14 protein-coding genes are annotated in these 13,628 nt (G+C 44.7%); 13 read left to right on the top strand and 1 reads right to left on the bottom strand.

Features of this window, described 5'->3' with window-relative positions; translation table 11 throughout:
• The first annotated feature begins 632 nt into the window (after nucleotides 1-632).
• The 12 genes from rpmH to NSQ39_RS20685 all read left to right on the top strand — a co-directional run bounded on the left by rpmH (nucleotide 633) and on the right by NSQ39_RS20685 (nucleotide 11,373).
• Entirely contained in the window at nucleotides 633-767 is a 135-nt protein-coding gene (gene rpmH, locus NSQ39_RS20740; RefSeq protein WP_082094032.1) for a 50S ribosomal protein L34, read from the top strand.
• Between the two features lie 85 nt (nucleotides 768-852).
• Entirely contained in the window at nucleotides 853-1,212 is a 360-nt protein-coding gene (gene rnpA / locus NSQ39_RS20735) for a ribonuclease P protein component (protein WP_046129442.1), read from the top strand.
• A gap of 164 nt (nucleotides 1,213-1,376) precedes the next feature.
• On the top strand, nucleotides 1,377-2,177 hold the full coding sequence (gene spoIIIJ / locus NSQ39_RS20730) for a YidC family membrane integrase SpoIIIJ (protein WP_175077327.1): 801 nt from the start codon (nucleotides 1,377-1,379) through the stop codon (nucleotides 2,175-2,177).
• On the top strand, nucleotides 2,174-2,800 hold the full coding sequence (jag, locus tag NSQ39_RS20725) for an RNA-binding cell elongation regulator Jag/EloR (RefSeq protein ID WP_175077326.1): 627 nt from the start codon (nucleotides 2,174-2,176) through the stop codon (nucleotides 2,798-2,800). The genes spoIIIJ and jag overlap by 4 nt, the downstream gene beginning before the upstream one ends.
• A gap of 343 nt (nucleotides 2,801-3,143) precedes the next feature.
• Nucleotides 3,144-4,523 (top strand): tRNA uridine-5-carboxymethylaminomethyl(34) synthesis GTPase MnmE, encoded by a 1,380-nt coding sequence (gene mnmE / locus NSQ39_RS20720; protein WP_046129440.1) that lies wholly within the window; start codon nucleotides 3,144-3,146, stop codon nucleotides 4,521-4,523.
• Between the two features lie 16 nt (nucleotides 4,524-4,539).
• A complete protein-coding gene (mnmG, locus tag NSQ39_RS20715) occupies nucleotides 4,540-6,426 on the top strand; it encodes a tRNA uridine-5-carboxymethylaminomethyl(34) synthesis enzyme MnmG (protein WP_216898934.1) in 1,887 nt (628 codons plus the stop codon).
• 13 nt (nucleotides 6,427-6,439) lie between these two features.
• Nucleotides 6,440-7,159: a 16S rRNA (guanine(527)-N(7))-methyltransferase RsmG gene (rsmG, locus tag NSQ39_RS20710; protein WP_216898932.1), complete on the top strand. Its 720-nt coding sequence runs from the start codon at nucleotides 6,440-6,442 to the stop codon at nucleotides 7,157-7,159.
• Nucleotides 7,160-7,260: 101 nt separating this feature from the next.
• Complete coding sequence (gene noc / locus NSQ39_RS20705) at nucleotides 7,261-8,109, top strand: nucleoid occlusion protein (RefSeq protein WP_341016822.1); 849 nt, start codon at nucleotides 7,261-7,263, stop codon at nucleotides 8,107-8,109.
• Between the two features lie 55 nt (nucleotides 8,110-8,164).
• Entirely contained in the window at nucleotides 8,165-9,016 is an 852-nt protein-coding gene (locus NSQ39_RS20700) for an RNA polymerase sigma-70 factor (RefSeq protein ID WP_175077324.1), read from the top strand.
• A 69-nt stretch (nucleotides 9,017-9,085) separates the two neighbouring features.
• Nucleotides 9,086-9,529 carry a carboxymuconolactone decarboxylase family protein gene (locus NSQ39_RS20695; RefSeq protein ID WP_341016816.1) on the top strand — a complete coding sequence of 148 codons (444 nt, stop codon included), beginning with the start codon at nucleotides 9,086-9,088 and terminating at the stop codon, nucleotides 9,527-9,529.
• Between the two features lie 241 nt (nucleotides 9,530-9,770).
• Nucleotides 9,771-10,532: a sporulation initiation inhibitor protein Soj gene (soj, locus tag NSQ39_RS20690; protein ID WP_046129434.1), complete on the top strand. Its 762-nt coding sequence runs from the start codon at nucleotides 9,771-9,773 to the stop codon at nucleotides 10,530-10,532.
• Nucleotides 10,525-11,373 carry a ParB/RepB/Spo0J family partition protein gene (locus NSQ39_RS20685; RefSeq protein ID WP_341016813.1) on the top strand — a complete coding sequence of 283 codons (849 nt, stop codon included), beginning with the start codon at nucleotides 10,525-10,527 and terminating at the stop codon, nucleotides 11,371-11,373. Before soj ends, NSQ39_RS20685 begins: the two co-directional genes overlap by 8 nt.
• A 48-nt stretch (nucleotides 11,374-11,421) precedes the next feature.
• Here the strand turns inward: NSQ39_RS20685 and yyaC are convergent, their stop codons facing one another.
• Nucleotides 11,422-12,039: a spore protease YyaC gene (gene yyaC / locus NSQ39_RS20680; protein ID WP_046129432.1), complete on the bottom strand. Its 618-nt coding sequence runs from the start codon at nucleotides 12,037-12,039 to the stop codon at nucleotides 11,422-11,424.
• Between the two features lie 457 nt (nucleotides 12,040-12,496).
• Between yyaC and NSQ39_RS20675 the strand changes: the two genes are divergently transcribed.
• A complete protein-coding gene (locus NSQ39_RS20675) occupies nucleotides 12,497-13,513 on the top strand; it encodes a YkvI family membrane protein (RefSeq protein ID WP_175077321.1) in 1,017 nt (338 codons plus the stop codon).
• Nucleotides 13,514-13,628 lie beyond the last annotated feature (115 nt).

Below are 13,628 nucleotides of genomic sequence, written 5' to 3'. Positions count from 1 at the left end.
AATTGGGGTTCGTCCCTCCTTTACAAGGCAATATGTACCTGTTATAGAACACAAAAAAAGAGCAAATGGATGGATCCATTCGTTGATTAAATGTTGAAAACATATAATATAGTAGAAAAACGTCTTTTCGACATCTTTCACAGGTTGTGGACAAATTTCTGCACACCCTGTTAAAAAACTTTCCACAAGTTATCCACAATTTGTGGATAATGAAATAACAGCCGATTTGTTATCAAGAGTTAAAACACAAATATAATATCAGAATAAGTGAGACGTTGCAATGGTTGAAAGGAACTTATCCACACGTTATACAAACTGTTGAAGATTTTTTGTCCACAGCGGTTAGTTTTGTGAAAATGTTGTCGATAATGATTGTGGATAGAGAAAATGAAGTCGAAAGATATCCACATTGATTATTTTTCGATTAAAGAACGCAAATTTCCCGCTTCCAAAAAAATCTTTTAAGCTAAAATTGAGGAAAAATGAAAATAGACTTTCGGAGTCGATTTATCTGTGTTATCCTATTATGGTGCAAAAAAGAAATGCATAAGCGAAGTTGACAATGAACAGCTTATCCAAATATAATAAATTAGACTGTCTTTAACAGCTATTCCTCGAGGGAGGTGTCATACATGAAAAGAACATATCAACCAAATAACCGCAAACGCAGTAAAGTTCATGGCTTTCGCAGCCGTATGAGTTCTAAAAATGGACGTCTTGTATTAGCACGTCGCCGCCGTAAAGGAAGAAAAGTATTATCAGCTTAGGCCACTGAATAATGTCAGTGGTCTTTTTTACATAGAGGAATGACCAGGCCCTTTTTGCCAGCTTGTTATCGGAGTGAAGGAAGAAATGAAAAAGCGAAATCGATTAAAAAAAAATGAAGATTTTCAAAAAGTATTTAAAAAAGGGAAATCGATGGCAAACCGGCAGTATGTTTTATATGTGCTTCATCAGCCTGATGCGAAAGAGTTTCGGGTCGGACTGTCGGTCAGCAAGAAAATCGGGAATGCCGTCGTCCGCAACCGGGTAAAACGGCTGATTCGCCAGGTCATCCTAGAAGAGCGTGATCAATTAAAACAGGAAAACGACTATATTATCATTGCAAGAAAACCAGCGGCTGATCTGACATATGAAGAAACGAAAAAAAGCTTGCAGCACCTTTTCAGAAAGTCATTTGTTTACCGAAAAAAAACGAATAAGCCGTCTTGACCCGGAACATGCGTCTTTCGGCCGCACATTTTAAGCGCTTCCTTTTCATGCAGAAAAGTCTCGCCCATTCCCGGGAGAAAGATGATAAAATACGAGAAAGTATGTATTTTTTTGAAGAGCATAACCGCATAAAAAACGGTTGAAGAATGAAGATTTAGGAGGAAATGTTGTTGAAGAGGCGAATTTTATTATTACTCAGCATGGTCGGCGTTCTCGCGCTTTTAGCCGGATGTACGCAGATAAACCAGCCGATCACTGCAGAAAGTGAAGGATTTTGGAACACTTATATCGTTTATCCTTTGTCACAGCTGATTACGTATGTTGCAAAAATGACGAACAATAACTTCGGGCTTGCGATTATCATCGTTACCATCCTGATCAGACTGTTGATTTTACCGCTTATGATCAAGCAGATGAAAAGTACAAAGGCGATGCAGGCCATTCAGCCTGAAATGCAGAAGCTTCGTGAGAAATACAGTTCAAAGGATCAGAAAACTCAGCAAAAACTTCAGCAGGAAACGATGGCTCTCATGCAGAAGCACGGGGTTAACCCGCTTGCCGGATGTTTCCCGATTATCATTCAAATGCCGATTTTAATCGGATTTTATCATGCGATTATGAGAACGCGCGAGATCGCAGAGCACAGCTTTTTGTGGTTTGATCTGGGAGAGCGCGATCCATACTTTATTCTGCCGATTCTTGCGGGTGTGTTCACTTTCATCCAGCAGAAGCTGATGATGGCCGGAAACGCGCAGCAAAATCCGCAGATGGCCATGATGCTTTGGTTGATGCCGATTATGATCGTGATATTTGCCATCAATTTCCCGGCGGCTCTTTCTCTGTACTGGGTAGTCGGTAACTTGTTCATGATTGCCCAAACGTTCCTGATCAAAGGTCCTGATATGAGGACGGCGAAGCAGGAAGCCGCAGCTGAAGGAAAAAAATCCGGAGGTAAGAAAAAGTGAAGGAACTGACTGCTACTGGACGAACCGTCGATGAAGCAGTGCAATCCGGGCTTAAACAGCTGGAACTTCAAGCAGATGATGTTGAAATTGCCGTTATAGAGGAAGGAAAAAAAGGATTCCTCGGCATATTCGGTCATCAGCCTGCAGTTGTAAACATTCGAGAAAAAATCGACCCTGTTAAAGAAGCGAAGCAATATTTGGAAAACGTAATTTTGAACATGGGCATCCAAGCGGAAGTGACGGCTGAAGAGGAGCCGAAAAAGGTGATGTTCCAATTAAAAGGCGACAAAACGGCGCTTTTAATCGGAAAAAGGGGACAAACGTTAAACGCCCTTGAAACCTTGACACAGCTCGTCCTTAACCGCCATTCAGACCGCTATATCCAAGCGGTGGTTGATGCCGAAGGCTACCGCGCCAAGCGGAAGGATACACTGAGACAGCTCGCTTTAAAGCTGGCCGAACAGGCGAGCAGGCAGAAAAAAGATATTCATCTTGAACCGATGCCTTCAAGCGAGCGAAAAGTGATTCATGACACGCTTTCAGGCTACTCGGATGAAATTGAAACATACTCTACGGGCGAAGACCATAACCGGCATCTCGTCATCTCATATAAAAAACAATAGTAGAAAAACCGAAGTTCAACCAAAATGAACTTCGGTTTTTTGTGCACGCTAAATGCGGAAAAGTCATTTTTTCGCCGGACAAATCGGTTTAAGCCCGGCCTCTTTCGGTGAAAGCTGTTGATAAAAAACAAATTTAATTGTTATTCACATGTGGATAAGTTAAAGTAAATAATGACGGTTTTTCGAGTTGTGGATAACGGTTCAATTCGCTTCCACTACAATTGAAACTATGTTATCTTTAAATTTTGATTACAATAAAATTTTTTATCGATTTATGATGTTTGGAAGATGCCCCGGCAAATGGGGATAATAGATAAAGGAATGAAAAAGAGAGGTGAACGCCATGGATACGATCGCTGCCATTTCAACGCCGATGGGAGAAGGAGCGATTGCCATTGTACGCATGAGCGGCCCTGAGGCGCTTTCGATCGCCGATAAAGTGTATAAAGGGCCTCGCGGTAAACGCTTGAGCACTGTTGATTCACATACGATAAATTACGGGCATATCGTTGATCCGGAAACGGAAAAGGTCGTTGAGGAAGTCATGGTCTCTGTGTTAAGAGCGCCGAAAACGTTCACGAGGGAAGACATTGTGGAGATCAACTGCCACGGCGGAATTGTCACGGTTAATCAAGTGCTTCAGCTCGTTTTAAGAGAAGGCGCGAGACTTGCCGAGCCGGGCGAGTTTACGAAAAGGGCTTTTTTAAACGGCAGAATCGACCTTTCCCAGGCCGAAGCGGTCATGGATCTCATCAGGGCGAAAACGGACCGTGCGATGAATGTCGCCATGAATCAGATGGAAGGAAGGCTGTCCTCTCTGATCAAACGGTTGCGGGCGGAGCTGCTTGAGACATTGGCGCATATCGAAGTAAATATTGATTACCCGGAATACGATGACGTCGAAGAGATGACACATAAGCTTCTGATTGAAAAGGCATCAAAAGTCAAAGAAGAAATCGAAGTGCTCCTTAGAACGTCAGAACAAGGTAAAATATTAAGGGAAGGCATCTCAACCGTTATTATCGGAAGGCCGAACGTTGGGAAATCTTCGCTATTGAACAGCCTCGTTCATGAGACGAAGGCGATCGTGACCGACATTCCAGGAACGACGCGCGACGTCATCGAAGAATATGTGAATGTAAGAGGCGTACCGTTGCGCCTTGTCGATACAGCGGGGATCCGCGAGACGGAAGATATCGTTGAGCGAATCGGTGTCGAGCGCTCAAGGCAGGTATTAAAAGAAGCGGATTTAATTCTGCTTGTCCTCAATTACAGTGAGGAGCTTTCAGAAGAAGACATCAAGCTGTTCGACGCGACAAAAGGCATGGATCTGATCGTGATCGTCAATAAGACCGACCTCGGGCAGAAGCTTGATCTCGGCCGCGTTCAGGAATTGGCTGACGGACGTCCTGTCGTCACGACTTCCCTTTTAAGGGAGGAAGGGATCAACGAGCTTGAGGACGCCATCCAGTCGCTGTTTTTCACGGGAGCGATCGAAAGCGGCGATCTTACGTATGTCAGCAATACAAGGCACATCTCGCTGCTTCATGAGGCCAAGCGCGCCATCTCGGATGCTCTTGAGGGAATCGAAAACGATGTGCCGATTGATATGGTGCAAATCGATTTAACAAAATGCTGGGAAGTTCTTGGGGAGATCATTGGAGACGCCGTGCACGAAAGCTTGATCGACCAGCTCTTTTCACAATTTTGCTTAGGAAAATAAAGGAGGAACGAAACATATGGGCTATGAAGCTGGCCAATATGACGTCATCGTCGTCGGAGCCGGTCACGCCGGTGTTGAAGCGGCTTTGGCATCAGCAAGACAAGGCGCAAAAACGCTTGTCTTAACCATCAACCTTGACATGGTTGCTTTTATGCCTTGTAATCCGTCTGTCGGCGGCCCTGCTAAAGGGATCGTCGTCCGCGAAATTGATGCGCTCGGCGGAGAAATGGCTAAAAATATTGATAAAACTCACATTCAAATGCGGCTTTTAAATACGGGGAAAGGTCCTGCCGTACGGGCGCTGCGCGCGCAAGCCGATAAATTTCAATATCAGCATGAAATGAAAAAAACGCTTGAAAATGAACCGAATTTGAATTTGCTGCAAGGAATGGTCGAACGCCTTTTAATAGAGGACGGCGAATGCCGCGGCGTGGTCACTCAAACCGGGGCGATATACCGTTCAAAAACGGTCGTACTGACAACGGGTACGTTTTTGAGAGGAAAAATCATCCTTGGAGATTTGTCTTATTCAAGCGGACCGAACAACCAGCAGCCTTCGATCAAGCTTTCTGAGCATCTCGAGGAGCTCGGGTTTGACCTCGTCCGCTTTAAAACGGGCACACCGCCGCGGGTGAACAGCCATTCGATCGATTACAGCAAAACGGAAATCCAGCCTGGCGATGACGTGCCGCGGGCCTTTTCGTATGAGACGGTGGAATATATTACAGACCAGCTTCCGTGCTGGCTGACGTATACAAGCCCGGAAACGCATGAGATTATTGACGACAATCTGCACCGTTCACCGATGTACTCCGGTATGATTAAAGGAACGGGGCCGCGATATTGTCCATCCATCGAAGATAAGGTCGTCCGCTTTAATGATAAGCCGAGACATCAGATTTTTCTTGAGCCTGAAGGCCGCAATACACAGGAAGTGTACGTACAGGGGCTGTCGACAAGCCTTCCGGAAGACGTACAGAGAAAAATGCTCGCAACGATTCCGGGGCTTGAAAACGTGGAAATGATGCGCGCAGGATATGCGATTGAATATGATGCGATCGTACCGACACAGCTTTGGCCGACGCTTGAAACGAAAAAAATACCGGGTCTGTTTACAGCCGGTCAAATCAACGGAACATCGGGCTACGAAGAAGCGGCCGGGCAGGGGATCATGGCTGGAATTAATGCCGGACGCAAGGCGCTTGGCAAGGAAGAAGTCATCCTCAGCCGTTCAGACGCATACATCGGCGTTTTGATTGACGACCTCGTTACAAAAGGAACAAACGAGCCATACCGTCTCCTGACATCAAGGGCGGAATACCGTCTGCTCCTTCGCCATGACAATGCGGACCTGCGCCTGACGGAAATCGGATATAAAGTCGGCTTGATTTCTGAGGAGCGCTATCAAAAATTTCTTCAGAAAAAAGCGGCTATTGAAGCAGAGAAAAAACGCCTGCATTCTGTTATCATCAAACCGACCAACGAAAACCAGGAATACATCCGTTCATTGGGCGGAAGCGAGCTGAAAGACGGCATCCGGGCGACTGATTTAATGAAGCGGCCTGAAATGAATTACAAAACCGTCACGGCGCTTGCACCTGCAGAGAAAGACGTCGCCGCAGACGTTGCCGAACAGGTCGAAATCCAAATCAAGTATGAAGGATACATCGAAAAATCCCTGCAGCAGGTCGAAAAGCTTAAGAAAATGGAAAACAAAAAGATTCCGGACAGAATCGATTATGACGCCATTAAAGGGATCGCGACAGAAGCGCGCCAAAAACTGAAAGAGGTCAGACCGCTGTCCGTCGCGCAGGCCTCACGGATTTCCGGGGTGAATCCTGCCGATATTTCCATTCTGCTTGTTTACCTTGAACAGGGCCGGATCGCCAAGGTCGCGGAATAGAAAGGATGACGGTATGAACATAGAACAGTTTACGTCCAACCTGGAGGAGAAAGGCATTTCCCTTTCTCCTTATCAGCTGGAGCAATTTGAAACGTATTATGAATGGCTTGTTGAATGGAATGAAAAGATTAACCTGACCTCGATTACAGAAAAAAAAGAGGTGTATTTGAAGCACTTTTACGATTCCATCACAGCTTCTTTTTATGTTGATTTCAACAAGACGGACAGTCTGTGTGACGTTGGGGCCGGCGCCGGATTTCCAAGCCTGCCGATTAAAATCTGTTTTCCCCACCTTCACGTAACAATCGTCGATTCATTAAATAAAAGAATTAACTTTTTAAATCAGCTTTCCAATGCATTAAAATTAGAAAATACGTCTTTTTACCATGATCGCGCCGAAACGTTCGGGAGATTGAAAGATAAGCGGGAAAGCTTTGATGTCGTTACGGCCCGTGCGGTTGCCCGCCTTTCTGTTTTGAGCGAACTGTGCCTTCCGCTGGTAAAGAAAAACGGTTTCTTCGTTGCCTTAAAGGCGGCTTCGGCTGAGGAAGAAATCGAAGCGGGAAAAAAAGCAATTAAAGTCCTTGGAGGAGCAATTGAAACCGTGCATTCTTTTCAGCTGCCGATCGAAGAAAGCGAAAGAAGCATCATTATCATCAAAAAACAATCGCAGACGCCGAAAAAATTCCCAAGAAAACCTGGAACACCAAACAAATCTCCGATTGAAGGGTAAATGATTCGTTCGCTTTCGTCAAAATTGATGGTGTCACAGAAGGAAAATTCATGAGAAAATAGAATTATAAAAATGGCAGTGTTCAAAGGTGGTGTAGGTACATGAAGCATTCATTCTCTCGTCTCTTCGGAATCGGTGAAAAAGAAGAACCAGAGATTGCTGAGCATGATACGAATAAAGAAGAAATTCAAGATATTCCAGTAGGCGATATTATTCCTAACCGTTTTCAGCCGCGCACCATTTTCTCTGAAGAAAAAATTCAAGAATTAGCCGCAACCATTCATACACACGGCATTATTCAGCCGATTGTCGTCAGAAAAACCGAGCAGGAAGGCAAATACGAGCTCATTGCAGGGGAGCGGCGCTGGCGGGCAGTTCAAACGCTGAACTGGGAAAAAGTTCCCGCTATTATCAAGGATTTTTCAGATACGGAGACAGCGTCTGTCGCTCTAATTGAAAACCTCCAGAGGGAGGAATTGTCTTCGATAGAAGAGGCACATGCATACGCACGGCTTTTAGAGCTGCATGATTTGACGCAGGAAGCCCTTGCCCAAAGGATCGGCAAGGGACAGTCAACGATCGCCAACAAGCTCAGACTGCTGAAGCTTCCGGCAGAAGTGCAGGAAGCGATTTTGAAAAAAGAGATTTCAGAGCGGCATGCACGAGCGCTCATTCCGTTAAAACAGCCCGAACTTCAGATCAAGCTGCTAAACGAAGTGATTGAAAAAAGCTTAAATGTCAAACAAACCGAGGACCGCGTTGTCAAAATGCTTGAGCAGGATAAGCGAAAGCCCAAACCGAAGAGAAAAGCATACAGCAGGGACGCGAGAATCGCGATGAACACGATCCGCCAGTCATTATCGATGGTGGAAGACAGCGGAGTCAAACTGAATACCGAAGAAGAGGAATTTGAAGAATACATTCAGTTTACGATCCGGATACCGAAATAAAAGCTCCCAGAGCTTTTATTTTTTTAGGTCAAAATATCTACATACGGGGGAAGCTATGGAACATTATCAAAAATACTGGTCATTGCTTCATTCAGTCGCTTATCGAATGACAGGTTCTATACAGGATGCTGAAGATATCGTGCAGGACCTGTTTGCCGATCTTCAGGAAAAAAGCATCGATCAGATCAATAAGCCTTATTTGATCAAATCTGTTACAAACCGCTGCATTAATTTTTTGCAGTCAGCCCGGAAAAAGCGCGAGGTCTATGTCGGCGAGTGGCTCCCGGAGCCAAGCTTGAGACTCCCGGATCAGAACCCGGCTGATCTGGCGGAAAAAGAAGAAACGGTATCCTACGCATTTCTGGTGGCGATGAGCAGGTTGAATCCCGTTGAGAGAGCGGTATTTATGTTTAGGGACGTGTTTGGATATCACTATAAGGAAATATCATCCATTATCGAAAAATCTGAAGCAAACTGCCGGAAAATTCACAGCCGCATCAAGCATAAATTAAGCGGAGAACTATCTCTTACTTCCAGACCGAAAGAGGAGCGGCAACTGGCAGAGCTGTTCATAGCATCGGCAAAAACGGGAGATTTTGACGAATTCGCTCGCAAGCTGACCGAAGAAGCGGTTTTATATACTGACGGAGGCGGAAAAGTGAAGAGCGCAATCAGACCGATCTACGGAAGGAGCCGAATCTATGCATTCTTTAAGGGAATTGCTTCAAAAGGAAGACTTGCAGGCCATATAAGGCATGCCCAAATCAATGGCCAAAGAGGCGTGCTGATAGAGCGGGGCAAAAAACCGATATACGCCATTTGCTTTGCATGGTCCCCGGAGTGCGATTTGATCAACAACATATACATCGTTTCCAATCCTGATAAACTAAAGCACATTACATTTTAGCGTTTCCTGTCACAAATCGAATGCCTCACTTGTTATATAAGTGAATCGCTTTTTTGAGGAGGAATTGACATGGAAACAAGATTGATCATGGAGAAGGTAAATCCCAAAGGATATGCCGGCATGCTGGAGCTTGAAAAAGCACAAAGCGCTTCAAGCATTGATCCCATTTTAAAGGAGCTTATCAAAATCCGCGCTTCGCAATTAAACGGCTGTGCTTTTTGTTTGAATATGCACACTAAGGATGCGAGGAAAATCGGCGAAACCGAACAGCGTTTGTACGCCCTCAACGCATGGCGCGAAGCTCCGTTTTTCACGGACAAGGAAAGGGCTGTTTTGGCGCTGACTGAAGCGGTGACACTTATTGCGGATGAAGGAGTGCCGGACGATGTGTACGAGGAAGTGCGGAAGCATTTTAGCGAAATCGAAACCGCTGAACTCATCATGGCGGCCGTAACGATCAATGCATGGAACAGAATCGCGGTCTCCACCCGGAAAATGCCTCCAACGGACTGACCTTTGCCCTGGAACACATGGATGTTCCAGGGTTTCCTTTTCTTAAATTATTATTCTTATATAATATAATTATTATCCCTTCATTCGACAACATTATCTTTTTTTCTTCCTCATGCATAAAAATGCAATGTCACTGCTTCGACACAAAAAACAAAAATTCAAAAAATGCAAACGGCCGATTCTTTTTTTGTTAAAATAGAGAAATGAGAGAAACTTGTTCAATGTGAAAGTAGGTGACATTGTGGGGAAAATTATTGCGATCACAAACCAAAAAGGAGGCGTTGGTAAAACAACAACCTCTGTCAACCTGGGAGCTTGCTTAGCTTACATCGGGAAAAGGGTTTTGCTAGTCGACATAGACCCGCAAGGAAACGCAACAAGCGGAATTGGAATAGAAAAAGCTGATGTTGATCAATGTGTGTACGATATATTAGTGGATGATGCAGACGTCAAAGACGTCATCAAAACAACATCCGTCGAAAATCTGGATGTCATTCCGGCTACGATTCAGCTGGCGGGTGCCGAAATCGAGCTTGTACCGACCATTTCCCGCGAAGTCAGATTGAAACGCGCTTTAGAATCGGTCAAACAAAACTACGATTTTATGATCATCGACTGTCCGCCTTCATTGGGACTGCTCACCATCAACGCGCTGACGGCTTCGGATTCCGTTGTCATACCCGTGCAGTGCGAGTACTATGCTTTGGAAGGGCTAAGCCAGCTTCTCAACTCCGTCAGACTCGTGCAAAAGCACTTGAATACCGACCTTATGATAGACGGCGTATTGCTGACAATGCTTGATGCGAGAACGAATTTAGGCATACAGGTCATTGAAGAAGTGAAAAAATACTTCCGGGATAAAGTATATAAAACCGTCATTCCGCGGAACGTCAGGTTAAGTGAAGCGCCGAGTCACGGAAAGCCGATTATTTTATATGATCCGCGTTCCCGGGGAGCGGAAGTCTATTTAGATTTAGCAAAGGAAGTGGCTGCGAATGCCTAAAGGTCTCGGAAAAGGGATTAATGCGTTGTTTTCAAATGTCGATTTATCGGAGGAAACGGTTGAGGAAATCAAGCTGAAAGATTTGCGGCCAAACCCTTATCAGCCAAGGAAAACGTTTGATGACCAATCGTTGAAAGATTTAAAAGAATCCATTCTGCAGCATGGCGTTTTGCAGCCGATCATTGTCAGGAAGTCCATCAAAGGCTACGATATCGTAGCAGGAGAGCGGCGCTTTCGGGCTGCTGAAAAAGCCGGTTTGGAAACCATTCCTGCGATTGTCCGCGAACTGTCAGAATCCCTGATGATGGAGATTGCCTTATTGGAAAATCTTCAGCGAGAAGACCTGTCTCCGCTTGAGGAAGCAAAAGCCTATGAATCATTATTAAAGCACCTTGATTTGACACAGGAACAGCTTGCAAAAAGGCTTGGCAAAAGCCGTCCTCATATTGCCAATCATTTAAGACTTTTGACGCTGCCTGAGAACGTTCAAGATTTAATCGACAAAGGCACACTGTCGATGGGGCACGGAAGAACACTGCTCGGGCTGAAAAATAAAAAGAAGCTTGAACCATTGGTGCAAAAGGTTGTATCTGAACAGCTGAACGTCCGTCAGCTTGAAAAACTGATTCAGCAAATGAACGCCAATGTTCCACGTGAAACAAAGAAACCGAAATCGGTGAAAGATGCGGTAATTAAAGAACGGGAGACATATTTGCAAAATTATTTTGGAACACCGGTCACCATTAAAAAGCAAAAGAAAAAGGGCAGAATCGAAATTGAATTTTATTCAAACGAAGATCTGGAGCGCATTCTTGAACTTTTGTCTGAAGGGCATTCGTAATATCCGCAAACGAGTTGAAACCATCTGGATAACAGATGGTTTTTTTGATTACATCCTTCCCGTTATTTTTTGAATCGGCGATAGATGAGGCCGGAGCCATCCGGCTGCTTTCTCAAGATGCAACAACCCTTCCGCGAGGACGTTTGACATGCTCATGACAAGGTTAAGCCTCGTGTTCTGCAAAACAAAATACTCCATAAACCCGCTGACATTGACGATGCCGTTAATGTGAACGTCGCCGACTTCAGGCAGATTTTTTTGTACACCGGCGCCTGGTTTTAATGGTCCTTTGCCAATTTGGAAGGAGCCAACGCTTTTGGTTCGTCCGAGACAGGCGTCAATCGCGATAATGAAGGGATTTTGATGGTTTTGATGAATCGTTTCCAGCTTTTCGGCCAAGTTGACGGCATGAACCGGATCGGCAAGGGTTCCATATACATGAAACCTTGTCAGCCGTCTTTCGGCAAGCTTCATTCCGACGAGAGGGCCGAGCGAATCGCCTGTGGAGCGGTCCGTGCCGATGCAGACGACGGCAACGGGGCGATCGGCCGCCTGTTTTAGATGGACGGAAAGAACTTTTTCAATTTGTTTGACTGCCAACGGATCTGAATGGGAAATATATTCGTTTATTGGTTCTTGAGAAAAGAGCCCGCCTTTTCGATTCAAATGTTTCACATCCTTGTCATCGTAATAACAGAATTGTTGTACCAGATTTTATTTCTAGTATATCCAGTGTTGTCTTGTTTTATGCTTGGATTGAAAAAGCGTAAGAACCGGGGGCAATTTGGGTTTATTGCGTGAACTGAAGGAGCAGAAGAGTGTAAGAAAAGGACTCATGTAAAATATAACAAAAAAGCAAGGAAGATGGCCTGGTCTTATATGAGAAATTGAGATTCAGTGCTGATAGCAGACTCTCGGGAAATAAAGTGACCGCAGAACAGATGAAACCCTCTCAACGGGTCTCCATGTTTCCGCCGCGGTCACTCGGTCACCATCACCGCAACTTGATCTGATCCGTTTCCTCAAATCCCGATGCTCCTTTTTGGAATCTTTCATGAATCAGGTCAGTATAGTAACAGTAAAACGGAAACAAGCTTAAAACGATCGACGAGGTGATCAAATCGTGTGGAGAGCCGGGATGAAGTGGATGCTTCTCATTTTGGGAAGTTTAATAGGTGCAGGATATGCATCCGGCCAGGAAATATGGCAGTTTTTTGGCGATGAAAGCGGACTGGCTATCCTGTTGTTTACGATCATATTCACTCTGTCTACATATATTGTGATGAAAATCAGCTTTGAAGAAAAGTCAGAGCACTTTCTTCCCGTTCTTGAAAAATTGATCGGTCCTATGCTCGCAAAAGTATACGATCTGCTCATCATTTTATATTTATTTACGACGACGATCGTCATGATTGCCGGAGGCGGGGTTACGCTGCAAATGTTTCAAATCCCGTTTTGGGCGGGTGTCGGCTTATTTGCTTTGTGCACGGCATTTATTTTTTTATGGGGGCTAAACGGGATTCTATCAGTGAACAGCTATTTAATTCCCATTCTGGTAGCCGGGCTGCTGTATGCGCTGATTTCATTTCAGGCAGCACATCAGCAGCCGTGGCTGCTCAATATGAACCGTCAATATAATTGGCCTGCCGGGATTGCATTCGCTTCGCTGAACGTTTTATCGGTCGTTGCCGTATTGTCCTCGGTCGGCAAGGAGTTGAAAGGGCTTGGCGAAGCGCGGATTGCCAGTCTTCTCAGCGGCTTGGTATTTGGCGCAATTTCATTTATGTACAATGAAACGCTTGTCGTACTTGCCGGGCAGCTGTCGCATTATGAAATTCCATTATTCGCGGTTTTGGAAGGTGCGCCTTTTCCGATGTTTATGTTTATGACAGCCGTTCTTTGCGTAGCGATTTATACGACGACTGTCACAAGCATTCTCGGACTGTCAAGCCGTTTTCTTACGCTTGTGAAAGGGCCGAGATGGATCATTGCGCTATTCCTTCTTTTGCTGATGCTGCCTTTTACATCATTCGGCTTTTCTAATTTGATCGCTTTTTTATACCCGATTTACGGACTGCTGAATCTTTATTTATTAGTGAATATTTTGCTTTATCCCATATTATGCAAATGGAAAAATTGAGATGTGTTATACTATATTAGTATAATTAATCTGTTATATTGAAATGATCTCATGTTTTGAAAAATTGCCCTTTCCATGTCGTTTTTTGTACAATAGGATCACAAAAAAGGAATTT

Source organism: Bacillus sp. FSL W8-0848 (genome assembly GCF_038007805.1).
Classification (GTDB): Bacteria; Bacillota; Bacilli; order Bacillales; family Bacillaceae; genus Bacillus; species Bacillus glycinifermentans.
This window is presented reverse-complemented; position numbering and strand designations above follow the sequence as displayed.

Bases quoted from the DNA above. Each gene is read 5' to 3' on its own strand.
- rpmH (WP_082094032.1), top strand. From the start codon at position 633: ATGAAAAGAACATATCAACCAAATAACCGCAAACGCAGTAAAGTTCAT.
- rnpA (WP_046129442.1), top strand. From the start codon at position 853: ATGAAAAAGCGAAATCGATTAAAAAAAAATGAAGATTTTCAAAAAGTA.
- spoIIIJ (WP_175077327.1), top strand. From the start codon at position 1,377: ATGTTGTTGAAGAGGCGAATTTTATTATTACTCAGCATGGTCGGCGTT.
- mnmE (WP_046129440.1), top strand. From the start codon at position 3,144: ATGGATACGATCGCTGCCATTTCAACGCCGATGGGAGAAGGAGCGATT.
- mnmG (WP_216898934.1), top strand. From the start codon at position 4,540: ATGGGCTATGAAGCTGGCCAATATGACGTCATCGTCGTCGGAGCCGGT.
- rsmG (WP_216898932.1), top strand. From the start codon at position 6,440: ATGAACATAGAACAGTTTACGTCCAACCTGGAGGAGAAAGGCATTTCC.
- noc (WP_341016822.1), top strand. From the start codon at position 7,261: ATGAAGCATTCATTCTCTCGTCTCTTCGGAATCGGTGAAAAAGAAGAA.
- NSQ39_RS20700 (WP_175077324.1), top strand. From the start codon at position 8,165: ATGGAACATTATCAAAAATACTGGTCATTGCTTCATTCAGTCGCTTAT.
- NSQ39_RS20695 (WP_341016816.1), top strand. From the start codon at position 9,086: ATGGAAACAAGATTGATCATGGAGAAGGTAAATCCCAAAGGATATGCC.
- NSQ39_RS20685 (WP_341016813.1), top strand. From the start codon at position 10,525: ATGCCTAAAGGTCTCGGAAAAGGGATTAATGCGTTGTTTTCAAATGTC.